Source organism: Burkholderia sp. KL41, assembly GCF_057005415.2.
The window spans coordinates 778,771-801,536 of record NZ_CM174447.1; the positions used below are offsets into that span (position 1 = coordinate 778,771).

Below are 22,766 nucleotides of genomic sequence, written 5' to 3' on the forward strand. Positions count from 1 at the left end.
CAACGATGCAGGCAGCGCAACACCGTATCGAGGACTGGCGGACGTTTTCGGTCGACGCGACCATTGCGGCGGTCGCGATTGGCGACTCAGCGGTGGACGTCGAGTGGAGCGACACGCGACGATCGCCGTTTCATTTCGACTGGCTGCGCGACAACTGCGCGTGCTCCGCATGCGTGCATGCCGTCACGCGTGAACAGGTGTTCGAGATCGCCGATGCGCGCGAGGATCTCGCCGCACGCGCGGCGCACGTCGAAGCCGACGGCGCGCTGCATGTCGAGTGGAACGACGGACATCGCAGCGCGTGGTCGCCGGGATGGTTGCGCGCGCATGCGTACGACGACGCGTCGCGCGCCGAGCGCCAGGCCGCGCACGGGCGGCACGTATGGGCCGGCGACGACGCGACGGCCATCGGCGTGTTCGCGTGGCGCGACGTGATGGAGGACGACGGCGCATTGCGCGCGTGGCTCGCCGCGTTGCAGCGCACCGGGCTGACGCTCGTCGAAGGCGTGCCGGCCGAGCGCGGTCGCGTCGACGAGATCGCGCGCCGCATCGGCCTGATCCGCGAGAGCAATTTCGGTGTGCTGTTCGACGTCGAATCGAAGCCGCGCCCGGACAGCAATGCGTATACGTCGCTGAACCTGCCGCCGCATACCGATCTGCCGACCCGCGAGTTGCAGCCGGGCGTGCAGTTCCTGCATTGCCTGGCGAACGATGCGACCGGCGGCGACAGCGTGTTTCTCGACGGCTTCGCGCTGGCGGATGCGCTGCGGCGCGAGCATCCGGCCGATTTCGAGCAACTCGCGTCGACGCCGTTCGAGTTCTGGAACAAGAGTGCGAACAGCGACTATCGCTGCTCGGCGCCGGTGATCGGGCTCGATGCGCGCGGCAACGTGACCGAGGTGCGTGTCGCGAACTTCCTGCGCGGGCCGCTCGATGCGCCGGCCGGCTCGGTCGCGGCCGTCTATCGCGCGTACCGGCGGTTTCTCGCGCTTGCGCGCGAGCCGCGCTTTCGTGTGCAGCGCCGGCTGCGGGCGGGCGACATGTGGGCGTTCGACAACCGGCGCGTGCTGCATGCGCGCACCGAGTTCGATCCGTCGACCGGCCGCCGGCATCTGCAGGGCTGCTACGTCGATCGCGACGAATTGATGTCGCGGTGGCGCGTGCTGTCGCGTTCGGCACCCGCCGCGGCCGCACCGCACTGACGGGCACGCGCGGCTTCATCCTGCCTGCACACCTGCCGTGCAGGATGAAAAAGCGCCCGGACGCGAGGCGCCCGGGCGAAGCCACCCGCTGCCGGGCGGCGGAGGTATGCGTTTCATAAAAAAGGACGAGCCCCGCAAGGGGGCTCGTCCTGATGTTTCTTCATCGCGCTGCGCGCGGCGCCCGTCGGGGGCGCATCGGCTTACTGGCCGAAGAAGATCGAGTCGCGAGCGTTCGACGACGTTGCGGCCGGGGCGCCCGAGTGGACGGCCGGAGCCGGTTGCGCGCCGTAGCCGCTGGTGTCGGCACCATGAACACGCGCTTCGGCGCTCTGGATGTCGTTCGGGTAGTACGGGCTCGACAGGCCCGGCTTGTAGCCGGCTTTTTCGAGCTGAACCAGTTCGTTCTTCACTTGCGCGCGGGTCACGGTGCTTTGGGCGAATGCGCCGAACGAAGCGGACAGGGCGGCAGCGGCAACGACTGCGGAAACGAGCGATTTCATGATGACCTCCGGTGTTTTATTGAGTTCGCTCTCGACACCATGTCTTAAGCGATTGATCAAATCTTAGTCATCGGAAGGTTCAGGGTAAACGCTGATTTTGACGATAGATTGTTTCCTTGGCGGTAACAGTGGCGCGCCGACTCAGGCTTTCAACGGGCTTTCTTATCGGTGGGTGCAACAAGTATGAAGAATGTTGCGGAGGCCGGCACGCATTTCAGCGCGCCTCGGCCGCGGTGTCGAACGGCCGGCCCGGCGAACGTCCGGCCGGCGCGCCCGAGCTGAGGAAGCGCACGCCCGTCGCGGCTTCCGATGCCTCCCACAGCAACGCCGCCGATCCCACGTCGCGGGCCGCGCGTGGCACGCTCGCGGGCGCCGGCAGCCCGCGCGACTCGAACCAGCCGGACGGCCCGATATACGCACCGCCCGCGAGATCGGGCGCGGTCGCCGCATGAATCGCGGGCAGCGCTCCCTGGTCGGCCGGCTGCGCGAGATAACGGTTTGCGGCCCGCATCAGCGCGGCACGCGCGGGCGAGCTGTCCATCGCCGGGCCCGCGAACTGCAGGTTGGTTGCCGCGTAGCCCGGGTGCGCGGCCACGCTGATCCCGGCGAACGCCGCACGCTCGAAACGGCGCTGCAGTTCGATCGCGAACACGAGGTTCGCGAGCTTGCTGTCGCAATAGGCGAGATAACGGTTGTAGCGGCGCTCGGCGCGCAGGTCGTCGACGCGGATCCGGCCGCCGCGATTGAGGCCGCTCGACATCGTCACGACCCGCGCCCGGCGCGCGGCGCGCAGCGCGGGCAGCAGATGGCCGGTCAGCGCGAAATGGCCGAGGTGGTTGGTGCCGAACTGCATCTCGAAGCCGTCGCGCGTATGGCGCAGCGGCAGGAACATCACGCCGGCGTTGTTGCAGAGGATATCGACGCGGCCATGGCGTTCGGCCACATCGGCCGCGAAGCGTGCGATCGAGGCGAGATCGGCGAGGTCGAGCGCGTCGACTTCGACGCGGGCATCGGGATGGAGCCGGCGGATCGCATCGGCGGCCTGCGCGGCGCGGGCCGCGTCGCGGCAGCCCATCACGACGGTCGCGCCTTTTGCGGCCAGCGTTTCCGCGAGTTGCCAGCCGAGCCCGCTATTGGCACCGGTCACGACCGCGACCTTGCCGCCCTGCGCCGGGACGTGGCGCGCGCTCCATGCATGCATGTCTGCCTCCATCGGCGCGACCGGATAGCCGCGGCACGTAATCGTTACATCGGGTGGTGTAACGATAGTGCGCGTGGTCGTGGCAGACAAGCAGGGGAATTAGACCGGCGCTTCTAGGGCTTGCGCATCGTGTGGCACTGCGTGCGGCGATGCGCGGCCGGCGGGATTTACCTGCCGCCGGCCAGCGCCAGCACTTCGGCGGCGGAGATCATCGCGGCCGCGTTCGCGGGTGCCGGGCGTTCGGCCGGGCGGAAGACTTCGTCGCCGCGCTGGATGACCTGGCGCGACAGCGCGCAGGTGCCGGTGCGTTGCGCGAAGCGGCGGCGCCAGCGCTGTTCACCGTAGTGACAGCGGCCGGGCTCGACCCAGCGGACGACGAGCAGCGTATCGGAGCGTTCGAGAATTTCGACGTGGACGTCGGCGGGATCGAGCACAGGCAGGGATTTGGAGGCCTTCATTTTGCCGTTTCCTAAAGCTCGTGCGGTTCGGCCGTGGCAGTGGATGTCACTACCCGATGGCGAATCCGTAGCGGTTTCCATGAGTGGTGCGCTAAATGTAAGCGTCTGTGACCGGAAAAAACATCCTGTCTGGCTCAAATTACCTTTTGCCGATTTAGAAACAATCCACGCTTATTTTCTTGGAAAACCACAGACAAAAACGCCCCGGACATGAAGTCCGGGGCGGGAAATCGGCCTGCGCGCCGTGTCTGCTCGCCCAGTCACGGAGCCCATCGCCGGGGGACGGAGATGCCCGCAGGGATCGAACGCGGGCGGGGAGGCGATGGACCGGTAGCGCAGTCCGGTACGTCATGATGGCGCGCGCATCCCGTTGAGACCCTGACGCGAACATGACTTTTTCGCCAGTTTGGCGCGGCGCCGCGCCGGGCGTGTCTGGATAAACGGCTGGACGGCCCGTCGGTATTGGGTGTGCGCGGATCCCGGGACAGGCGCCCGCGTGCCGTCGAATGCCGGATGCTTGCTCGACCACCCGATTTCCACGCCCGGGTAAATACTGAATCCCGATTTCGTGACAAACGCAAAGTCGACTCCTATGATTGGTTGGACCTTTGGTCCTTTGTGCCAATCGGCCGGCGGGTGGCCGGTTTTTTTCGGGAGAGTCGCTCATGAGATTGCAGGGCAAACGCGCGCTGGTGACGGCGGCCGGGCAGGGTATCGGCCGCGCGACCGCGCTGCGGTTCGCGAGCGAGGGCGCCGACGTGCTGGCGACCGACATCAACGAAGCCGCGCTCGTGCGGCTCGAGGCCGACGCCGAACGCGCGGGCAGCCGGCTGGCCACGCGGCGGCTCGACGTCACCGATGCGCAGGACGTCGCGGCGCTTGCCGCGAACGAGCGCGCGTTCGACGTGCTGTTCAACTGCGCGGGCTATGTCCACCACGGCTCGATCCTCGACTGCGACGACGACGCATGGGCGTTCTCGCTGAACCTGAACGTCACGTCGATGTACCGGCTGATTCGCGCGCTGCTGCCCGCGATGCTCGAAGCGGGCGGCGCGTCGATCATCAACATGGCGTCGGCCGCGTCGAGCGTGAAGGGCGTGCCGAACCGCTTCGTCTACGGCGCGACCAAGGCGGCCGTGATCGGCCTGACCAAGGCAGTGGCCGCCGATTTCGTCGAGCGCGGCATCCGCTGCAACGCGATCTGCCCGGGCACGATCGAATCGCCGTCGCTGGAGCAGCGGATCGCCGACCAGGCGCGCATGCGCGACGTGTCGGCCGACGAGGTGCGCCAGGCGTTCGTCGCGCGCCAGCCGATCGGCCGAATCGGCACTGCGGACGAAGTGGCCGCGCTCGCGCTGTACCTCGCGTCCGACGAAGCGTCGTTCACGACCGGCGCGATCCATTTGATCGACGGCGGCTGGTCGAACTGACCGCGCCTTCCCCGCTACTTTCCATTTCCGTTCAAGACGATATGAAACTGCTGAGATTTGGCGACAAGCACCATGAAAAACCGGGCCTGCTCGATACGCAAGGCCACATCCGCGACCTGTCGGGCGTGATCGACGATCTCGCCGGCGATGCGCTGGCGCCGGCCTCGCTCGCGCGGCTGCGCGACATCCCGCCGTCGTCGCTGCCGCGGGTCGAAGGCACGCCGCGGCTCGGCGCGTGCGTCGGGCGCGTCGGCAAGTTCATCTGCATCGGGCTCAACTATTCCGACCACGCGGCCGAATCGGGGATGGAAGTGCCGAAGGAGCCCGTCGTGTTCGGCAAGTGGACGAGCGCGATCTCGGGGCCGAACGACGACGTCGAGATTCCGCGCGGCTCGGAGAAGACCGACTGGGAGGTCGAGCTCGGCGTGGTGATCGGCCAGGGCGGTCGTTATATCGCGGAAGCCGACGCGCTGTCGCACGTGGCGGGCTACTGCGTCGTGAACGACGTGTCGGAGCGTGAATTCCAGCTCGAACGCGGCGGCACGTGGGACAAGGGCAAGGGCAACGACACGTTCGGGCCGCTCGGCCCGTGGCTCGTGACGGCCGACGAAGTGCCCGATCCGCATGCGCTGCGGCTGTGGCTCGACGTCGACGGCCATCGCTACCAGAACGGCACGACCGCGACGATGGTGTTCCGCGTGCCGCACCTGATCAGCTACCTGAGCCGCTTCATGAGCCTGCAGCCGGGCGACGTGATCTCGACCGGCACGCCGCCGGGTGTCGGCCTCGGGCAGAAGCCGCCCGTCTATCTGCGCGCCGGGCAGGTGATCACGCTCGGTATCGACGGGCTCGGCGAGCAACGCCAGCGCACCGTGCAGGCCTGATTCCCTTTCGCGGACGATTCGTCATGCCTATCATTCGATCGATGCGCGTCCTCGACGTGCGCTTCCCGACCTCGCGCCAGCTCGACGGCTCCGATGCGATGAACCCGGACCCCGATTATTCGGCCGCGTACGTCGTGCTCGAAACCGACCGCGACGGGCTCGAAGGTCACGGCCTCACGTTCACCATCGGGCGCGGCAACGAGATCTGCTGCGCGGCGATCGACGCGATGCGTCACCTCGTCGTCGGCCTCGACCTCGACTGGATTCGCGCGGACATGGGCCGCTTCTGGCGGCACGTCACGTCGGACAGCCAGTTGCGCTGGATCGGCCCCGACAAGGGGGCGATTCACCTGGCGACGGGGGCCGTCGTCAACGCGGTGTGGGATCTGTGGGCGAAAGCCGAACGCAAGCCGCTATGGCGGCTCGTTGCCGACCTGAGCTCCGAGGAACTGGTGCGCGCGATCGACTTCCGCTACCTGACGGATTGCCTGACGCCGGACGAAGCGCTCGACCTGCTGCGCAGGCAGGCGCCGGGCAAGGCCGAACGGATCGCGATTCTCGAGCGCGACGGCTACCCGTGCTACACGACGTCGGCCGGCTGGCTCGGCTACAGCGACGACAAGCTGCGGCGGCTGTGTCGCGAAGCCGTCGAAGCCGGGTTCGACCACGTGAAGCTGAAAGTCGGCGCGAACCTGGAGGACGATATCCGCCGCGTGACGATCGCGCGCGAAGTGATCGGCCCGGACCGCAAGCTGATGATCGACGCGAACCAGGTGTGGGAAGTGGACGAGGCGATCGACTGGGTGCGCGAGCTGGCGTTCGCCCGGCCGTGGTTCATCGAGGAGCCGACGAGCCCCGACGATGTCGAAGGGCATCGCACGATCCGCGAAGCGATCGCGCCCGTGCAGGTCGCGACCGGCGAAATGTGCCAGAACCGCGTCCTGTTCAAGCAGTTCATCGCGCGCGGCGCGATCGACGTCGTGCAGATCGATGCGTGCCGGCTCGGCGGCGTGAACGAGATTCTCGCGGTGATGGTGATGGCCGCGAAGTACGGGCTGCCCGTCTGCCCGCATGCGGGCGGCGTCGGGTTGTGCGAATACGTGCAGCACCTGTCGATGATCGACTACGTGTGCATTTCCGGCACGAAGGAAGGGCGCGTGACGGAGTACGTCGATCACCTGCACGAGCATTTCGTCGAACCGTGCATCGTGCGCGGCGCGGCCTACATGCCGCCGACGGCACCCGGTTTCTCGATCGAGATGAAACCCGAATCGCTGGAGCAGTACCGGTTCCGGGGCTGAGGCGCGACGCGCGCGCCGACAACATGAACGACGGAGACGCGAAGTGGATTTGAATCTGCAACACAAGGTCGTGATCGTGACCGGCGGCGCATCGGGCATCGGTGCCGCGATCTCGATGCGGCTTGCCGAAGAAGGCGCGATTCCGGTGGTGTTCGCGTGCCACGCGCCCGACGATGCGTTCTGGCGCGCACTCGTGCAGAAGCAGCCGCAGGCCGCGTGCATGTCGGTCGAGTTGCAGGACGACGCACAGTGCCGCGACGCGGTTGCGCAGACCGTCGCGCGCTTCGGTCGTCTCGACGGCCTCGTCAACAACGCGGGCGTCAACGACGGCGTCGGGCTCGATGCCGGTCGCGATGCGTTCGTCGCGTCGCTCGAGCGCAACCTGATCCACTACTACGTGATGGCGCACTACTGCGTGCCGCACCTGAAGGCGACGCGCGGCGCGATCGTCAACGTCTCGTCGAAGACGGCCGTGACCGGCCAGGGCAACACGAGCGGCTATTGCGCGTCGAAGGGCGCGCAACTCGCGCTGACACGCGAATGGGCCGTCGCGTTGCGCGACGACGGCGTGCGCGTGAACGCGGTGATTCCGGCCGAGGTGATGACGCCGCTTTACCGCAACTGGCTCGCCGGTTTCGACGACCCCGACGCGAAGCTGGCGGGCATCGCAGGCAAGGTGCCGCTCGGCAAACGCTTCACGACGGCCGACGAGATCGCCGATACGGCCGTATTCCTGCTGTCGGCACGCGCATCACACACGACGGGCCAGTGGCTGTTCGTCGACGGCGGTTATACGCATCTCGACCGTGCGATCAGCTGAGGGCCGCGCTCCATGCAACCCGACCCGAACCTGACTGCCGCGCCGCCGCTGATCGCATTGACCGGCATCGGCAAGCGCTTCCCGGGCGTGCAGGCGCTCGACGATTGCCGTTTCGACCTGCGTGCCGGTGAAGTGCATGCGCTGATGGGCGAGAACGGTGCCGGCAAGTCGACGTTGATGAAGATCCTCGCGGGCGTGTACCAGCGCGACGACGGCGAGATCCGGATGGACGGCCGTGCGGTGGAGATCGCCGATCCGCGCGCCGCGCAGGCGCTCGGGATCGGCATCATCCATCAGGAACTGAACCTGATGAATCACCTGAGCGTCGCGCAGAACATCTTCATCGGCCGCGAGCCGCGCGGCCGCTTCGGCGTGTTCGTGGACGAAGACACGTTGAATCGCGATGCCGCCGCGATTTTCCAGCGGATGCGGCTCGATCTCGACCCGCGCACGCCGGTCGGCCGGCTGACGGTCGCGAAGCAGCAGATGGTCGAGATCGCGAAGGCGTTGTCGTTCGACTCGCGCGTGCTGATCATGGACGAGCCGACCGCCGCGCTCAACAACGCGGAGATCGCCGAGCTGTTCCGCATCATCCGTGACCTGCGCGCGCACGGCGTCGGCATCGTCTACATCTCGCACAAGATGGACGAGCTGCGCCAGATCGCCGATCGCGTGACCGTGATGCGCGACGGCAAGTACGTCGCGACCGTGCCGATGGCGGATACGTCGATGGACGCGATCATCGCGATGATGGTCGGCCGCCAGCTCGCGACGGAATTCCGCACGCCGCCCGATACGTCCGCGAACGACGTCGCGCTCGAAGTGCGCGGGCTGTCGCGCGGCCGTGCGATCCGCGACGTCGGTTTCACGCTGCGGCGCGGCGAGATCCTCGGCTTCGCGGGGCTGATGGGCGCGGGCCGCACCGAGGTCGCACGCGCGGTGTTCGGCGCCGACCCGATCGACGCGGGCGAGATCCGCGTGCACGGCAAGACCGTGACGATCCGCACGCCGGCCGATGCGGTGAAGCACGGCATCGGCTATCTGTCCGAGGATCGCAAGCACTTCGGGCTCGCGGTCGGGATGGACGTGCAGAACAACATCGCCATGTCGAGCATGCGTCGTTTCGTGCACCGTGGCGTGTTTCTCGACGCGCGCGCGATGCGCGACACCGCACACGCGTATGTGCGGCAGCTCGCGATCCGCACGCCGTCGGTCGCGCAGCCCGCACGCCTTTTGTCGGGCGGCAACCAGCAGAAGATCGTGATCGCGAAGTGGCTGCTGCGCGACTGCGACATCCTGTTCTTCGACGAGCCGACGCGCGGCATCGACGTCGGCGCGAAGAGCGAGATCTACAAGCTGCTCGACGCGCTGGCCGCCGACGGCAAGGCGATCGTGATGATCTCGTCGGAACTGCCCGAGGTGCTGCGCATGAGCCACCGGATTCTCGTGATGTGCGAGGGGCGCGTGACCGGCGAGCTGCGCGCGGCCGACGCCACGCAGGAAAAGATCATGCAGCTCGCGACGCAGCGCGAGTCGACCGTGTTGTCCTGATTCAGACGCCGATCCATACGCCTATCCGATCATGTCCAACGATACGCATCCCGTTCCGCCCCTCGCGTCCGGCGATACGCCTGCCGGCGCATCGAGCCCGAAGTCGCGCTTCTTCAACCCCGCCGCGCGCCAGAAGCTGCTCGCGTTCGCGAGCCTCGTGCTGCTGATCGTGTTCTTCAGCTTCGCGTCGCCGAATTTCCTCGAAGTCGACAACCTCGTCACGATCCTGCAGGCCACCGCCGTGAACGGCGTGCTGGCGGTCGCGTGTACCTACGTGATCATCACGTCGGGCATCGACCTGTCGGTCGGCACGCTGATGACGTTCTGCGCGGTGATGGCCGGCGTCGTGCTGACGAAGTGGGGCATGCCGCTGCCGCTCGGGATCCTGGCCGCGCTGTTTTTCGGCGCGCTGTCGGGTTGCGTATCGGGCTTCGTGATCGCGAAGATGAAGGTGCCGCCGTTCATCGCGACGCTCGGCATGATGATGCTGCTCAAGGGGCTGTCGCTCGTGATCTCGGGCACGCGGCCGATCTACTTCAACGACACGCCGGGCTTCACGTCGATCGCGCAGGATTCGCTGATCGGCAACCTCATTCCCGCGCTGCCGATCCCGAATGCGGTGCTGATCCTGTTCCTCGTCGCGATCGGCGCATCGATCGTGCTGAACCGCACGATCTTCGGCCGTTACACGTTCGCGCTCGGCAGCAACGAGGAGGCGCTGCGGCTGTCCGGCGTGAACGTCGACGCGTGGAAGATCGCGGTGTACACGTTCAGCGGCGCGGTGTGCGGGATCGCCGGGCTGCTGATCGCGTCGCGGCTGAACTCCGCGCAGCCGGCGCTCGGGCAGGGCTACGAGCTCGATGCGATCGCGGCCGTCGTGATCGGCGGCACGTCGCTGTCGGGCGGCGCGGGCAGCATCGTCGGCACCATCATCGGCGCGTTCATCATGAGCGTGCTGACCAACGGCCTGCGCATCATGTCGGTCGCGCAGGAATGGCAGACGGTCGTGACGGGCGTGATCATCATCCTGGCCGTCTACGTCGACATCCTGCGCCGGCGGCGCCGCTGACGCACGCATCCACGCAGGCATGTGCTTCACCGCCGGTTCCGGCCGGCGTTCCAGTCGTTCCAGTCGATACGAAAAAAGGAGACGCGAAGTGATCAGGAGCAAGGTGTTGAACGCGATCGTCGGGCTGACGTTCGCCGTCGGCGTCACGGCCGGTGCGCACGCGCAGGAAGCCTACATCCCGCTGATCTCGAAGGGCTTCCAGCATCAGTTCTGGCAGGCCGTGAAATCGGGCGCGACGCAGGCCGCGAAGGACTACAAGGTGAAGGTGACGTTCGAAGGGCCCGAAACCGAGGCGATGGTCGACAAGCAGATCGACATGCTGTCGGCCGCGATCGCGAAGAAGCCGGCCGCGCTCGGCTTCGCAGCGCTCGACAGCAAGGCCGCGCTGCCGCTCCTGAAGAAGGCGCAGGCCGAGAAGATCCCGGTGATCGCATTCGACTCGGGCGTCGACAGCGACATCCCGGTGACGACCGCCGCGACCAACAACAAGGCGGCCGCCGCGCTGGCCGCCGACAAGCTCGCCGCGCTGATCGGCGACGAGGGCGAAGTGGCCGTGGTCGCGCACGACCAGACGAGCCGCACCGGCATCGACCGCCGCGACGGTTTTCTCGAGCGGATGAAGGCAGCGCACCCGAAGGTGCAGGTCGTGACCGTGCAGTACGGCGAAGGCGACCAGCTGAAGTCGACCGAGGTGACGAAGTCGATCCTGCAGGGGTACCCGAAGCTCAAGGGGCTGTTCGGCACCAACGAAGGCTCGGCGATCGGCGTGGTCAACGGCGTGCGTGAAATGAAGCGCAAGGTCGTGATTGTCGGCTACGATTCGGGCAAGCAGCAGAAGGACGCGATCCGCAGCGGGCTGATGGCCGGCGCGATCACGCAGAACCCGATCGGGATCGGCTACAAGACGGTCGAGGCGGCCGTGAAGGCGATCAAGGGCGAGAAGCTGCCGAAGGTCATCGATACCGGTTTCTACTGGTACGACAAGACCAATATCGACGATCCGAAGATCGCGGCGGTGCTGTACGACTGAACGCCATGCCACGGCGCCGCCGCGCGCGGCGCGTAGCGTGTGCGGCGGCGCGGGCGGGCGGTCGGAGCAGAACACGAGGACACCATGGGCGCAGTGCGTATCGATTCCCATCAGCACTTCTGGCGTTATCGCGCGGCCGACTATCCGTGGATCGGCCCCGGCATGGAGGTGCTCGCGCACGACTACCTGCCCGACGCGTTGCGGCCGCTGATGCATGCGCAGGCGCTCGGCGCATCGATCGCGGTGCAGGCGCGCGCCGGGCGCGACGAGACCGCGTTCCTGCTCGATCTCGCCCGCGACGATACGCACATCGCGGCGGTGGTCGGCTGGGAGGATCTTGCCGCGCCGCAGCTTGCCGAGCGCGTCGCCGAATGGCGCAACCCGAAGCTGCGTGGCTTCCGGCACCAGGTGCAGGACGAAGCCGACGCCGGCGCGTTCGTCGCCGATCCCGGCTTCAACCGCGGTATCGCGTGGCTGCAGGCGAACGGTTATGTGTACGACGTGCTCGTGTTCGAGCGCCAGTTGCCGGACGTGCAGGCGTTCTGCGCACGGCACGACGCGCACTGGCTCGTGCTCGATCACGCCGGCAAGCCCGCGCTGGCCGAATTCGAGCGCGACGAATCGGCGCTCGTGCGCTGGCGCGCCGCGTTGCGCGAGCTGGGTGCGCTGCCGCACGTCGCGTGCAAGCTGTCGGGGCTCGTGACGGAAGCGGACTGGAAGCGCGGCCTGCGCGGGAAGGACGTCCGGCATATCGAGCAGTGCCTCGACGCGGCGCTCGACGCGTTCGGCCCGCAGCGGCTGATGTTCGGGTCGGACTGGCCGGTGTGCCTGCTGGCCGCGTCGTATGACGAAGTCGCATCGATCGTCGAGCGCTGGGCCGAATCGCGGCTGTCGGCGGCCGAGCGCAGCGCGCTGTGGGGCGGGACGGCGGCGCATTGTTACGCGGTGCCGGGCGACGCGAAGCGCGGCATATAAAATAGGCGCGAACGGCCCGCGCGCTTCGCCGGGCCGTCCGCAATGCAACCGATCACCAGCATCAACGTATGTCCATCCAGCCGATCCAGAACCGCCGCCTGTACCAGCAGATCGCCGACAAGCTCAGTGCGATGATCGAGTCCGGCGATTTTCCGCCGGGCAGCTACCTGCCGCCCGAGCGCGAACTGGCCGAACAGTTCGGCGTGTCGCGCACGTCGGTGCGTGAAGCGCTGATCGCGCTCGAAGTGAGCGGGCTCGTCAGCGTGCGCGTCGGCGACGGCGTGAAGGTGCGCCATCCCGAAACGGCCGCCGCACCCGAATCCACGCCCGGCCTGGCAGGGAAGGCCGCGCCGTTCACGGTCATCGAGATCGATCCCGAACTCGGCATCGCACTCGATCTCGATACCGAAATCCCGCCGTTCGCGCTGTTGCAGGCACGCCGGCTGATCGAGCCGGAAGCCGCGTCACTTGCCGCGAAGCACGGCTCCGACGAGCAGATCGAAGGCATCCACGAGGCGTTCCTGCGCAACCAGGAAGACAACCGCAGCGGTTCGCTCACGCATCCGGGCGACCGGCTGTTTCATATCCGCATCGCGGAAGCGAGCGACAACGCCGCGTATGCGCTGATGATCAAGCAGCTGCTCGCGCACAAGTACGACCTGATGTTCCAGCGGCTGCAGTCGCTGTATATGCCGAACGACATGCCGCACCGATCGGAACTGGAGCACCGCGCGATCCTCGATGCGATCCGCGCGCGCGACCCGGACGCCGCGCGCCGCGCGATGGCCGAGCATCTCGACGAAGTGATCCGTATCTTCGGGCGGGCGCTCGATTGAGCGTGAACAGGCCCTAGCCCGCGGCAACCCACGGTTTTGGCGTGGCATGCCCGCCATGAAGCGTTCTTTGCGAACGATCGACGTCGGCGATCCCGTGTTCGACCGCATAGACGGCGATTTGAACGCGGCTCGCCAGGTTGAATTTCTTCAGAATGTTCTGGATGTGGTTCTTTACCGTGCTTTCGGCGACATCCAGCGTGCGCGCGATTTCCTTGTTGCTTGCGCCGCCGGCAAGCGCGCGTACGACCTCGTGCTCGCGCGGCGTGAGCGTCGCGCCGGCCGGTTGGGCCGGGGCGGCGGCGGGCGTCGGCGCTGCGACCGGCGTCGTGCGCAGGCTCGCGATCCATTTCGCGGTCATGCTGTCCGCTATCACGGGCTGGTGTGCGGCTGCCTTGCGGATGCCTGCGACGAGCGTGTCGGCGTCGACATTCTTCACGAGGTAGCCGATCGCGCCGTCACGCAGCGCGGTGGTCAGCTCCTCCGCATCCTCGGACACGGTCAGGATCACGACGGCCGCATTCGGGACGTCCTGCACGAGCAGCAGCAGCGTCTCGAGGCCGGACAGGCCCGGCATGTTGAGGTCCAGCAGGATCACGTCGGGCTGGTGCTGCTTGGCGCGCTTGAGCCCCTCGACGCCGTCGGGCGCTTCGTCGACGATCTCGAAATCGGGCTGGCGCTGCAGCAGCAGCTTGAGTCCGCTGCGAAACAGCGTGTGATCGTCAATCAGGAGTACGCGTATCGTCATATCGTTCACTCGTCAGGCTGCCTGCCGAACCTCGGCGGGCAGCAGAAGTTCGACCTGCGCGCCGTGGCCGGGCCGGCTCGACAGCGACAAGGTCGCGCGCAGTCGCGCGGCGCGCTCGTGCATGATCGCAAGGCCGACCTGCGCATGGCCCGTCGTATCGAGCGCGGCAGGATCGTAGCCGCAGCCGTCGTCGTCGACGCGCAGGCGGAACGCGGCACCGTTCTCGACCGTGACGACGACGTGCCGCGCGCGCGCGTGCTTGCGCACGTTCGATAGCGCCTCCTGCAGGATGAACAGCACCTGGAGCTGCTGGTCGGGCGGCAGCGGGGCGCCGTCGCCGTCGTGTTCGTCGAGGGTCATGCCGATACCGGTCTGCGACTCGAAGCGCGCGACGGTCTCGACGATCGCCGCGTGCAGGTTGCCCTGCGTGAGCCGCGTGCGGAAATTGACGAGCAGCTCGCGCACATCCGCATAGCTTTGCTCGATGCCCTGGCGCAGCATCGGCAGGGTTTCGCGCGCATCGTCGAGCCGGTTGTGCGAGATGGCGTCGTCGAGCATCTGCGCCTGCAGGTTCACGAAATTCAGGCTCTGCGCGATGCTATCGTGCAGCCCTTGCGCCACGAGGTTGCGTTCCTCGGCGACCGCGAGCTGGCGTGCGCCGGCCGACAGCCGCGCGTGGTCGAGCGCGATGCCGAGATGCCGGCCGAGCGTTTCCAGCACGCGCCGCTCGGTGGCGGGCAGCCGCGCCGGATCGCGAAAATGCAGCGAGAACGTCCCGAGCGTCGCGTCCTGCGTGACGATGCGGAACACGGCGACGCCCATCAGGCCCTCGCGCGCGCATGGCGTGCCGCTGTTGCGCAGATCCTGCAGCACGGCGGCCGTGCCGTCGCGCACGACCGCTCCGCAGTGGCAATCGCCGACCGGCATGCAGCGTTCGGGCTCGGCGAGCGCATCGGGAAAGCCCTCGGATAGCAGCAGATGCAGCTTGTTGCCGGTGGCATCCGTCACGCGGATCGTGCCGGCGTCGGCGTCGAATTGCCGGATCGCGCGCTGCAGGAAGCCCCGGCACATGTCGTCGACGCCCAGCGGGCTGTTCAGGAACGCCGCGATTTCATAGAGTGCGGTCAGTTCGCGATTGCGCGACGCGAGCTGCGCGGTCTTCTGCCGCACGTGCTCTTCCAGGCCCGTGTACGCCGCCTGCAACTCGCCGGCCATCCGGTTGAAGCCTTGCGCGAGATCGCCGAATTCGTCGCGTGTGTCGGTGGGCAAACGCGCGTCGAACTCGCGCGACGCGATGCACGTGAGCCCGTCGCGCAGCCGGATCACCGGCAGGATGATCCACAGATAGAGCAGGTAGATCGCGGCGATGGCGCCGGCGCACGCGAGCAGGCCGAGCCCCATTTGCGACAGGCGCAGCAGCGTCGTCTTGCGCGCATTGTCGAGTTCGATCTCGCCGACGAGCCGGTCGGCGTCGGCGATGAACGCAGGCAGCGCGGCGCCGTAGGCCGAACGTGCCGCGTCCGTATCGGGGCGGGAAACCATCGCGAGCGCGAGCGGCTTGAGTTCCGACGCCCAGCGTGTATCGACTGCTGCGAGCAGGTGGCGGATCGATTCGGTATCGGGCAGGAAAAGGGGACGCGATGGATCCCCGTGGCGCAGCCGCTGGAGCGTGCCGTCGATCGCGGCCAGTTCGTCGTCGACCGACGGCAGGCCGGTGTCGCGCCGGTGCAGCTCGGCGTCGACATAGGCGCGCGTGGCGCGCATCCGAAGGCTGCCGGCGTCGTTGATCGCCGCGCCCGCGCCTTCGAGCTGCCACGACAGCCACAGCGTGCTGCCGACCATCGCGAGCACGAGCGCGAGCGCCACCGCCGATAGCGCGGCGATGCGCGTCGAGAGACGGTGGCGCAATGGCGCGCCGGAGCGGATATCGGGCGGCATGTTCGGACAGAAAGGAACTGCATCGATTATCCCCGCGCGTGCGCACGGGGGCTGCGACATGGCCGCGCGTGAGGCTTAACGCCGCACCCGCACGAGTTGCCACGCGCGTCCGAGGTAGGCGACGGACGCGAACCCGCTCCAGACATGCACGAGGCGAGTGAACGGGAAGATCGCGAACAGCGTGATGCCCATGAACAGGTGCGCCTTGAACACCAGCGGCGCAGCGGCGACGTAGGAAGCGGCGTCGCCGCGGAACGTGACGACGTGCTGCGCCCAGGTCATCAGGCTGACCATCATCGCGCCGTCGGTGTGCGATGCCGACGCGACGATCGTCGACAGGCCCAGCAGCAGCGTGACCAGCAGCCATGCGAGCAGGATCTTGTCGCTCGTGCGCGTGACCGCCGCGATGCGCGGCTGCGTCAGGCGGCGGTGCAGCAGGATCGTGAGCCCGACGAGGCACAGCGTGCCCATGATGCCGCCCACTGCCATCGCGACGGTTTGCTTCAACCGGTGCGATACGCCGAGCGTGTCCCAGACCGCGACCGGAGTGAGCAGGCCGACCAGGTGTCCGAAGAATAGGCCGAGCACGCCGACATGGAACAGGATGTTGCCGATGCGCAGCGCGCCGCGATGCAGCAGCTGCGAGCTGTCGGTCTTCCAGGTGTATTGCTCGCGCTCGAAGCGCACGAGGCTGCCGAACAGGAACAGCGCGGCGGCGAGGTACGGGTAGATGCCGAAGAGAAAGGTGTTCAGGTAAGACATGGCGAAACCTTGTGGCTGAACGGAAACGGATGCGCCGCCATCATGCGCGGCGCGAATGGAAGCGGATCGGCTGGACGTCGCCGCGCATCGTGCCAACCAGCGGCTCGACGCCGTCCGAGCTGGGGCCGAAGCGCTCGAGGGCTTCGTCCATCGTGCGCGGCGGGGGGGCGGCGACAGGTTGCGGCGCCACCGGCGACAGCGCGCGCAACTGTGCGAAAACGCTTGCGTACGGGTTTCCCGCGCGCTCGAGCCGCTCGCCGATGGCGGCGATCACGTCGATCGCGTCGCCGAGCAGGCGATGCGCGGTGACGGCATGGCCGTCGGCAGCAATTGCGCCGAGGAACTCGACGAACAACGGCAGGTAGTCGGGCAATTCGCCGGCCGCGGGCTCGAAGCCGAAGCGCCGGTATTCGTCGAGCAGGTCGACGAGCGCCTGCCCGCGTTCGCGGCTCTCGCCGTGAACGTGCTCGAACAGGTGCAGCGAATGCGCGGGCGTGCGGTCGAAGGTGGCGACGTAGGCTTCCTGCAGGTCGATCAGCGGCGTCGCGACGAGATGGTCGACGAGCGGCGCGAGTGCGGCGTGCGCGCGCGGATCGCGTTCGAGCGCCGCGCGGATGTCCGGCAGCGCGGCGATCAGTTCGGCCTCGGGATACGTGAGCAGGACGGACAGCAGCGGATAGGGCGACATGAGACTCTCCGGTGGGTTTCAGGCGGCGCTTGCTTTCTTGCGCGGTGTGGGTAGCGGCGCGTACGCGACGCCCGCGGCTGCGGGCTTGCGACCGAACAGCGTGCCGTCCGACGTGCCGCCCGAGCAGCCGTTGCCGAACGAGAAGCCGCAGCTGCCTTTCTCGTCGAAGCTGTCCTCGGCCAGCTCCTTGTGCGACGACGGAATGACGAAGCGGTCCTCGTAGTTCGCGATCGCCATCAGTCGATACATGTCCTCGATCTGTGCGGTGCTGAGATCGACCTGCGCGAGCACGTCCGCGTCGTGCTCGCCATGCACGGTCTGCGCGCGCTTGTATGCGCGCATCGCGAGCATCCGCTCGAGCGCGAGCGCCACCGGCGCCTCGTCGCCGGCTGTCAGCAGGTTCGCGAGGTAGCGCAGCGGAATACGCAGGCTGCGCACGTCGGGGATGACGCCGTTCATGCCCATGTGGCCGGCCTGTGCGGCGCTCTGGATCGGCGACAGCGGCGGCACGTACCAGACCATCGGCAGCGTCCGGTATTCCGGGTGCAACGGGAAGGCGATCTTCCATTCGCATGCCATCCGGTACACGGGCGAGCGCCGGGCCGCGTCGATCCAGGCTTCGGGCACGCCGTCGGAGAGCGCCTGCGCGCGCACCTGCGGATCGTCCGGATCGAGGAACAGGTCGAGCTGCGCGTCGTAGAGCGATTTCGGATCGTCGACCGACGCGGCAGATTCGATGCGGTCCGCGTCATACAGCATCACGCCGAGATAGCGAATGCGTCCGACGCAGGTTTCCGAGCACACGGTCGGCTGCCCTGACTCGATGCGCGGGAAGCAGAACACGCACTTCTCGGCCTTGCCCGACTGCCAGTTGAAATAGATCTTCTTGTACGGGCAGCCGGACACGCACATGCGCCAGCCGCGGCACTTGTCCTGGTCGACGAGCACGATGCCGTCGTCGTCGCGCTTGTAGACCGAGCCTGACGGGCACGATGCGACGCACGCGGGGTTCAGGCAGTGCTCACACAGGCGCGGCAGGTACATCATGAACGTGTTCTCGAACGTCGAGTACATCTCCTTCTGAACGTCGTCGAAGAGCCGGTCGCGGCTACGCGACGCGAATTCGCCGCCGAGGTCGTCTTCCCAGTTCGGGCCCCACTCGATCTTGTCCATCGTCCGGCCGGTCAGCGCGGACACCGGGCGCGCGGTCGGCGGGGTCCGCGAGAGCGGCGCGTTCTGCAGGTGCGCGTAGTTGAACGTGAACGGTTCGTAGTACGCGTCGATCGACGGCAGGCTCGGGTTCGCGAACAGGTTCGCGAGGATCTTCAGCTTGCCGCCCTGGCGCGGCTGCAGCCGGCCCTTCGCGTTCAGCGCCCAGCCGCCGTGCCACTTGTCCTGGTTTTCCCATTCGCGCGGATAGCCGACGCCGGGTTTGGTCTCGACGTTGTTGAACCACGCGTATTCGACGCCGTCGCGGGAGGTCCATACGTTCTTGCAGGTCACCGAGCAGGTATGGCAACCGATGCACTTGTCGAGGTTCAGCACCATCGCGATTTGCGCGCGGATCTTCATTGCGCTTCTCCTTCGGTCAGCGGCGCGTCGAGCCAGTCGACGCGATTCATCTTGCGCACGATCACGAATTCGTCGCGATTCGACCCGACCGTGCCGTAGTAATTGAAGCCGTACGATTGCTGCGCGTAGCCGCCGATCATGTGCGTCGGCTTGGTCACGGTGCGCGTGACGGAGTTGTGGATGCCGCCGCGCTTACCGCTCGTCTCGGCGCCCGGCACGTTCACGATCTTTTCCTGCGCGTGGTACATCAGGCACATGCCGGCCGGTACCCGCTGCGAGACGACCGCGCGCGCGGTCAGCGTGCCGTTCGTGTTGAACACCTCGACCCAGTCGTTGTCGCGGATGCCTGCCTCGCGCGCCTGTGCCTCGGACAGCCACACATGCGGCCCGCCTCGCGACAGCGTCAGCATCCGCAGGTTGTCGGAGTAGGTCGAATGAATGCCCCACTTCTGATGCGGCGTGATCCAGTTCAGCGCGAGCTCGGGATGGCCGTTCGGCATCCGCTCGCGCACGGGTTCCACCGTCTTGGTGTCGATCGCGGGCTTGTACACGCACGCGCCCTCGCCGAAATCGAGCATCCAGCGGTGGTCCTGGTAGAACTGCTGGCGGCCCGTCAGCGTGCGCCACGGAATCAACTCGTGCACGTTGGTGTATCCCGCGTTGTAGCTGACTTCCTCGGATTCGAGGCCCGACCAGGTCGGCGCGGAGATGATCTTGCGGGGCTGCGCCTGTACGTCGCGGAAGCGGATCTTGTCGTGCTCGCGGCCGGCCGCGAGGTGGGTGTGGTCACGGCCCGTGATCTTCGACAGGGCGCCCCATGCCTTCACGGCGACATGGCCGTTCGTCTCGGGCGCGAACGTAAGAATCATCTCCGCCGCGTCGATCGCGGTATCGAGCTTCGGCCTGCCGGTGCTCACGCCCGGCTCGGCGATCGTGCCGCCGAGCGCGCCGATTTCCGCCACCTCGTGCCGCGTGTCCCAGTTGATGCCCTTGCCGCCGTTGCCGAGCGTGTCGAGCAGCGGGCCGATCGACGTGAACTTCCGGTAGATGTCCGCGTAGTTGCGCTCGACGACCGTCATCGACGGCGCGGTCTTGCCCGGGATCAGGTCGCACTCGCCGCGCCGCCAGTCCTTCGGTTCGAACGGCTGGCCGAGCTCGCCCGGCGTATCGTGCATCAGCGGCGTCAGGACGAGGTCGCGGCGCGTGCCGAGATACGCGCCGGCCAGCTCGCTGAACTTCTTCGCGATCGACTTGTAGATCTCCCAGTCGGTGCGGCTTTCCCACAGCGGCTGCACGGCTTCGGACAGCGGATGGATGAACGGGTGCATGTCCGACGTGTTGAGATCGTCCTTCTCGTACCACGTGGCGGTCGGCAAGACGATGTCGCCGTACAGGCAGGTCGTGCTCATCCGGAAATCGAGCACGGTGAGCAGGTCGAGCTTGCCTTCCTGCGCGTCGCGCACGTTGACCTCGGACGGCTTCAGCGCATCGGCCTCGTCGCTGAAGAGCGCGTTCTGCGTGCCGAGCAGGTACTTCAGGAAATACTCGTGGCCCTTGCCCGAACTGCCGAGCAGGTTCGAGCGCCATACGAACAGGTTGCGAGGGAAGTTCGCGGGATTGTCGGGGTCGTCGCAGGCGAAGCCGAGCGCGCCCGACTTCAGCAGTTCGACCGCGTAGGCGACCGGTTCGCGGCCCGCGCGAGCCGCGTCGTCGACTACGTCGAGCGGGTTGCGGCCGAGCTGCGGGGCGGACGGCAGCCAGCCCATCCGTTCCGACTTCGCGTTCAGGTCGACGAGCGTCATGCCTGCATAGCGCGACGCGTCGGCGGTCGGCCCGAGGATCTCGCCGACGGCGAGCTGCTCGTGACGCCACTGGCTGGTGTGGTTGTAGAAGAACGACGTGCCGTTCATCTGGCGCGGCGGGCGCGACCAGTCGAGGCCGAACGCGAGCGGCGCCCAGCCGAACTGCGGACGCAGTTTCTCCTGGCCGACGTAGTGGGCCCAGCCGCCGCCGCTCTGGCCGACACAGCCGCACATCATCAACAGGTTGATGATGCCGCGGTAGATCATGTCGTTGTGGTACCAGTGGTTGAGCGCCGCGCCGACGATGATCATGCTCTTGCCGCGCGTGCGGTCTGCGTTGTCCGCGAACTCGCGCGCGACCTGCACGACGCGTTCGGGCGGCACGCCCGTGTGCTTTTCCTGCCATGCGGGCGTGTAGGGCACGTCGTCGGCGAAGCTCGCCGCGACGTTCGCGCCGCCGAGGCCGCGGTCGACGCCGTAGTTCGCCATCTGCAGGTCATAGACGGTCGCGACCCGAGCGACCGTGCCGTCGGCAAGCGTCACGCGGCGCACCGGCACGCGACGCGCGAGCAGCGCATCGTGCTCGCCGCCGAAGTACGGGAAGCCGACGTCGACGATCTCGTCGTGCGCATCGACGAGCGTGAGCAGCGGGTCGATCGCGCGGCCGTTTCCGCCGTCCTTCATTTCGAGGTTCCAGCGGCCGACCTTCGCGCCGCCATCGTGGTCGGCCTCGCCCCAGCGGAAGCCGATCGACCCGTTCGGCGCGACGATATCGCCGCTGGCCGCGTCGATCGCGAGCGTTTTCCAATCCGGGTGATTGGCCTCGCCGTGCGCGCCGGCGAGATGCGACGCCCGCATGAAGTGATCGGGCACGAGGCCCCCGTCGTGCTCGCGCAGCAGCACGAGCATCGGCATGTCCGTGTACTGCTTCACGTAGTCGCGGAAATAAGCCGAGCGGCCGTTCGCGTGAAACTCCGTCAGCACGACGTGGCCCATCGCCATCGCAAGCGCGGCGTCAGTGCCCTGGCGCGGCGCGAGCCAGATGTCGCCGAATTTCACCATCTCGCCGTAGTCGGACGAGATCGCGACGGTCTTCGTGCCCTTGTAGCGCACCTCGGTGTAGAAGTGCGCGTCCGGCGTGCGAGTCTGCGGCACGTTGGAGCCCCACACCATCAGGTAGCCCGAGTTGTACCAGTCGGCGGACTCGGGCACGTCGGTCTGTTCGCCCCATACCTGCGGGCTCGCGGGCGGCAGGTCGCAGTACCAGTCGTAGAACGACAGGCAGGTGCCGCCGATCAGGCTCAGATAGCGCGCGCCGGCCGCGTAGGACACCATCGACATCGCCGGGATCGGCGAAAAGCCGACGACGCGATCGGGGCCGAAGCGCTTGATCGTGTACGCGTTCGCGGCGGCGACGATTTCGGTGGCGGTGTCCCAGTCGGCGCGCACGAAGCCGCCGAGGCCGCGCACCGACTTGTAGCGGGCGGCCTTGTCCGGATCCTGGCTAATCGATTCCCACGCGGCGATCGGATCCAGCGTCTTGCGCGCGTCGCGCCACAATTCCATCAAGCGGCCGCGGATCATCGGATACTTGATGCGCTGCGCGGAATACACGTACCAGCTGTATGACGCGCCGCGCGGGCAGCCGCGCGGCTCGTGATTCGGCAGGTCGGGCCGCGTGCGCGGGTAGTCGGTCTGCTGCGTTTCCCACGTGATGAGGCCGTTCTTCACGTAGACCTTCCACGAGCACGAGCCCGTGCAGTTGACGCCGTGCGTCGAGCGGACGATCTTGTCGTGCTGCCAGCGGCTTCGGTAGCCGTCTTCCCAGCGGCGGTCCTCGTCGACCACGGCGCCGTGGCCGTCGGCGAACGTCGACTTCACGCGCGACATGAACTTCAGTCGATCCAGAAAATGACTCATACGGTTTTTCTCCGGTAGCCGGCGCGACGAGACAGCGCGCGGGCCGATATCAGGGGACGTGTTTCAGCTTATGCGTCGTTTC

General features: G+C 67.3%; 19 protein-coding genes. 10 read left to right on the forward strand and 9 right to left on the reverse strand.

The genetic code is table 11. The annotated features are described in order from the left end of the window. The first annotated feature begins 5 nt into the window (after nucleotides 1-5). A complete protein-coding gene (locus PQB87_RS21070) occupies nucleotides 6-1,202 on the forward strand; it encodes a TauD/TfdA family dioxygenase (protein ID WP_489243694.1) in 1,197 nt (398 codons plus the stop codon). A 200-nt stretch (nucleotides 1,203-1,402) separates the two neighbouring features. Here PQB87_RS21070 and PQB87_RS21075 read toward each other — a convergent pair whose 3' ends face one another. The 3 genes from PQB87_RS21075 to PQB87_RS21085 form a co-directional block, all read right to left on the reverse strand. Continuing rightward, nucleotides 1,403-1,702, reverse strand: coding sequence for a DUF4148 domain-containing protein (locus tag PQB87_RS21075; protein ID WP_027789696.1), 300 nt, complete (start codon nucleotides 1,700-1,702; stop codon nucleotides 1,403-1,405). A 214-nt stretch (nucleotides 1,703-1,916) separates the two neighbouring features. Next, nucleotides 1,917-2,903, reverse strand: coding sequence for an oxidoreductase (locus PQB87_RS21080; RefSeq protein WP_059489480.1), 987 nt, complete (start codon nucleotides 2,901-2,903; stop codon nucleotides 1,917-1,919). 167 nt (nucleotides 2,904-3,070) lie between these two features. Further along, a complete protein-coding gene (locus PQB87_RS21085; RefSeq protein WP_021161446.1) occupies nucleotides 3,071-3,361 on the reverse strand; it encodes a DUF3331 domain-containing protein in 291 nt (96 codons plus the stop codon). Between the two features lie 665 nt (nucleotides 3,362-4,026). Here PQB87_RS21085 and PQB87_RS21090 point away from each other — a divergent pair. The 9 genes from PQB87_RS21090 to PQB87_RS21130 all read left to right on the forward strand — a co-directional run bounded on the left by PQB87_RS21090 (nucleotide 4,027) and on the right by PQB87_RS21130 (nucleotide 13,257). Beyond that, on the forward strand, nucleotides 4,027-4,791 hold the full coding sequence (locus PQB87_RS21090; RefSeq protein ID WP_489243697.1) for an SDR family oxidoreductase: 765 nt from the start codon (nucleotides 4,027-4,029) through the stop codon (nucleotides 4,789-4,791). Between the two features lie 41 nt (nucleotides 4,792-4,832). Then, nucleotides 4,833-5,675 (forward strand): ureidoglycolate lyase, encoded by an 843-nt coding sequence (locus PQB87_RS21095; protein WP_489243699.1) that lies wholly within the window; start codon nucleotides 4,833-4,835, stop codon nucleotides 5,673-5,675. Between the two features lie 23 nt (nucleotides 5,676-5,698). Then, nucleotides 5,699-6,976 carry an L-fuconate dehydratase gene (locus PQB87_RS21100; protein WP_489243700.1) on the forward strand — a complete coding sequence of 426 codons (1,278 nt, stop codon included), beginning with the start codon at nucleotides 5,699-5,701 and terminating at the stop codon, nucleotides 6,974-6,976. 43 nt (nucleotides 6,977-7,019) lie between these two features. Beyond that, complete coding sequence (locus PQB87_RS21105; RefSeq protein ID WP_489243702.1) at nucleotides 7,020-7,796, forward strand: SDR family oxidoreductase; 777 nt, start codon at nucleotides 7,020-7,022, stop codon at nucleotides 7,794-7,796. A gap of 12 nt (nucleotides 7,797-7,808) precedes the next feature. Beyond that, a complete protein-coding gene (locus tag PQB87_RS21110) occupies nucleotides 7,809-9,347 on the forward strand; it encodes a sugar ABC transporter ATP-binding protein (protein WP_489243704.1) in 1,539 nt (512 codons plus the stop codon). 31 nt (nucleotides 9,348-9,378) lie between these two features. Beyond that, on the forward strand, nucleotides 9,379-10,416 hold the full coding sequence (locus PQB87_RS21115) for an ABC transporter permease (protein WP_059686955.1): 1,038 nt from the start codon (nucleotides 9,379-9,381) through the stop codon (nucleotides 10,414-10,416). Between the two features lie 88 nt (nucleotides 10,417-10,504). Continuing rightward, the gene (locus PQB87_RS21120; protein ID WP_021161439.1) at nucleotides 10,505-11,446 is read left to right on the forward strand and encodes an ABC transporter substrate-binding protein; all 942 of its coding nucleotides are present in this window, start codon (nucleotides 10,505-10,507) and stop codon (nucleotides 11,444-11,446) included. A gap of 84 nt (nucleotides 11,447-11,530) precedes the next feature. After that, a complete protein-coding gene (locus PQB87_RS21125; RefSeq protein WP_489243706.1) occupies nucleotides 11,531-12,421 on the forward strand; it encodes an L-fucono-1,5-lactonase in 891 nt (296 codons plus the stop codon). Nucleotides 12,422-12,489: 68 nt separating this feature from the next. Continuing rightward, entirely contained in the window at nucleotides 12,490-13,257 is a 768-nt protein-coding gene (locus PQB87_RS21130; RefSeq protein ID WP_153489069.1) for a FadR/GntR family transcriptional regulator, read from the forward strand. 13 nt (nucleotides 13,258-13,270) lie between these two features. Here the strand turns inward: PQB87_RS21130 and PQB87_RS21135 are convergent, their stop codons facing one another. From PQB87_RS21135 to PQB87_RS21160, 6 genes are all read right to left on the reverse strand, one after another. Next, a complete protein-coding gene (locus tag PQB87_RS21135) occupies nucleotides 13,271-14,002 on the reverse strand; it encodes a response regulator (protein ID WP_111939290.1) in 732 nt (243 codons plus the stop codon). 12 nt (nucleotides 14,003-14,014) lie between these two features. Further along, nucleotides 14,015-15,940: a type IV pili methyl-accepting chemotaxis transducer N-terminal domain-containing protein gene (locus tag PQB87_RS21140; protein ID WP_489243708.1), complete on the reverse strand. Its 1,926-nt coding sequence runs from the start codon at nucleotides 15,938-15,940 to the stop codon at nucleotides 14,015-14,017. A 75-nt stretch (nucleotides 15,941-16,015) separates the two neighbouring features. After that, nucleotides 16,016-16,702, reverse strand: coding sequence for a respiratory nitrate reductase subunit gamma (gene narI, locus PQB87_RS21145; RefSeq protein WP_153489070.1), 687 nt, complete (start codon nucleotides 16,700-16,702; stop codon nucleotides 16,016-16,018). 40 nt (nucleotides 16,703-16,742) lie between these two features. Beyond that, a complete protein-coding gene (gene narJ, locus PQB87_RS21150; protein WP_489243709.1) occupies nucleotides 16,743-17,390 on the reverse strand; it encodes a nitrate reductase molybdenum cofactor assembly chaperone in 648 nt (215 codons plus the stop codon). A gap of 18 nt (nucleotides 17,391-17,408) precedes the next feature. Then, nucleotides 17,409-18,962, reverse strand: coding sequence for a nitrate reductase subunit beta (narH, locus tag PQB87_RS21155; protein WP_233344225.1), 1,554 nt, complete (start codon nucleotides 18,960-18,962; stop codon nucleotides 17,409-17,411). Further along, nucleotides 18,959-22,684 (reverse strand): nitrate reductase subunit alpha, encoded by a 3,726-nt coding sequence (locus tag PQB87_RS21160; protein WP_233344224.1) that lies wholly within the window; start codon nucleotides 22,682-22,684, stop codon nucleotides 18,959-18,961. Before PQB87_RS21160 ends, narH begins: the two co-directional genes overlap by 4 nt. Nucleotides 22,685-22,766: the final 82 nt, after the last annotated feature.

Coding starts and splice junctions, on each gene's coding strand:
- PQB87_RS21070 (WP_489243694.1), top strand. CDS start 6: ATGCAGGCAGCGCAACACCGTATCGAGGACTGGCGGACGTTTTCGGTC.
- PQB87_RS21075 (WP_027789696.1), bottom strand. CDS start 1,702: ATGAAATCGCTCGTTTCCGCAGTCGTTGCCGCTGCCGCCCTGTCCGCT.
- PQB87_RS21080 (WP_059489480.1), bottom strand. CDS start 2,903: ATGCATGCATGGAGCGCGCGCCACGTCCCGGCGCAGGGCGGCAAGGTC.
- PQB87_RS21085 (WP_021161446.1), bottom strand. CDS start 3,361: ATGAAGGCCTCCAAATCCCTGCCTGTGCTCGATCCCGCCGACGTCCAC.
- PQB87_RS21090 (WP_489243697.1), top strand. CDS start 4,027: ATGAGATTGCAGGGCAAACGCGCGCTGGTGACGGCGGCCGGGCAGGGT.
- PQB87_RS21095 (WP_489243699.1), top strand. CDS start 4,833: ATGAAACTGCTGAGATTTGGCGACAAGCACCATGAAAAACCGGGCCTG.
- PQB87_RS21100 (WP_489243700.1), top strand. CDS start 5,699: ATGCCTATCATTCGATCGATGCGCGTCCTCGACGTGCGCTTCCCGACC.
- PQB87_RS21110 (WP_489243704.1), top strand. CDS start 7,809: ATGCAACCCGACCCGAACCTGACTGCCGCGCCGCCGCTGATCGCATTG.
- PQB87_RS21115 (WP_059686955.1), top strand. CDS start 9,379: ATGTCCAACGATACGCATCCCGTTCCGCCCCTCGCGTCCGGCGATACG.
- PQB87_RS21125 (WP_489243706.1), top strand. CDS start 11,531: ATGGGCGCAGTGCGTATCGATTCCCATCAGCACTTCTGGCGTTATCGC.
- PQB87_RS21130 (WP_153489069.1), top strand. CDS start 12,490: ATGTCCATCCAGCCGATCCAGAACCGCCGCCTGTACCAGCAGATCGCC.
- PQB87_RS21135 (WP_111939290.1), bottom strand. CDS start 14,002: ATGACGATACGCGTACTCCTGATTGACGATCACACGCTGTTTCGCAGC.
- PQB87_RS21140 (WP_489243708.1), bottom strand. CDS start 15,940: ATGCCGCCCGATATCCGCTCCGGCGCGCCATTGCGCCACCGTCTCTCG.
- narI (WP_153489070.1), bottom strand. CDS start 16,702: ATGTCTTACCTGAACACCTTTCTCTTCGGCATCTACCCGTACCTCGCC.
- narJ (WP_489243709.1), bottom strand. CDS start 17,390: ATGTCGCCCTATCCGCTGCTGTCCGTCCTGCTCACGTATCCCGAGGCC.
- narH (WP_233344225.1), bottom strand. CDS start 18,962: ATGAAGATCCGCGCGCAAATCGCGATGGTGCTGAACCTCGACAAGTGC.
- PQB87_RS21160 (WP_233344224.1), bottom strand. CDS start 22,684: ATGAGTCATTTTCTGGATCGACTGAAGTTCATGTCGCGCGTGAAGTCG.